Raw genomic sequence first — 481 nt, 5'->3', positions numbered from 1 at the left:
ACTTTAACCCTTTTAAAGAATTATTAAGAGAACAGTACCCAAAACAATTTGGTAACGAACCTTTTAAGTTTAATGGAATAACATATTATTTGTATAATAAAGGCTCAGATTTTTATATTGACCACAAAATAAGAGATTTTGACAAACGGATTAAACTCATTGATTATTTTTTAGATAAAGGGGAAGCAATGAAATATACATTTCGATAAAACACTTTATTAATTATTAATTTAAGCCATTTTCTATAAAAAGAGAGTGGCTTTTTTGAGTAAATAACATTTGTAAAAAAATTACAACAGTATTTATTTTGGCTAGAGCTAGCAAGTCTTTGTACAGATGTTGTAGTAGAAAAACTGTTGAAGAAGTCTGCTAAAGAGGCATTGGATGTTGCAAATATAGCTGGAGAAATTTTAGACCCAAAAGTTAGAGAAGTTTTAGAGTTAACAGCTGGAGTTAAAATAAAAAGAAGATACAGAAAAGC

1 protein-coding gene is annotated in these 481 nt (G+C 27.9%); it reads left to right on the top strand.

The annotated features are described in order from the left end of the window. Positions 1-209 (top strand): hypothetical protein (locus tag ACVC5O_RS00090; RefSeq protein ID WP_452219429.1); only part of this gene is annotated, 209 nt, incomplete at its 5' end. Positions 210-481 lie beyond the last annotated feature (272 nt).

The organism is Lacinutrix salivirga, from assembly GCF_053604675.1.
Note: the sequence above shows the minus strand (reverse complement) of the source record. Positions and strands in the feature narration are given on the sequence as shown.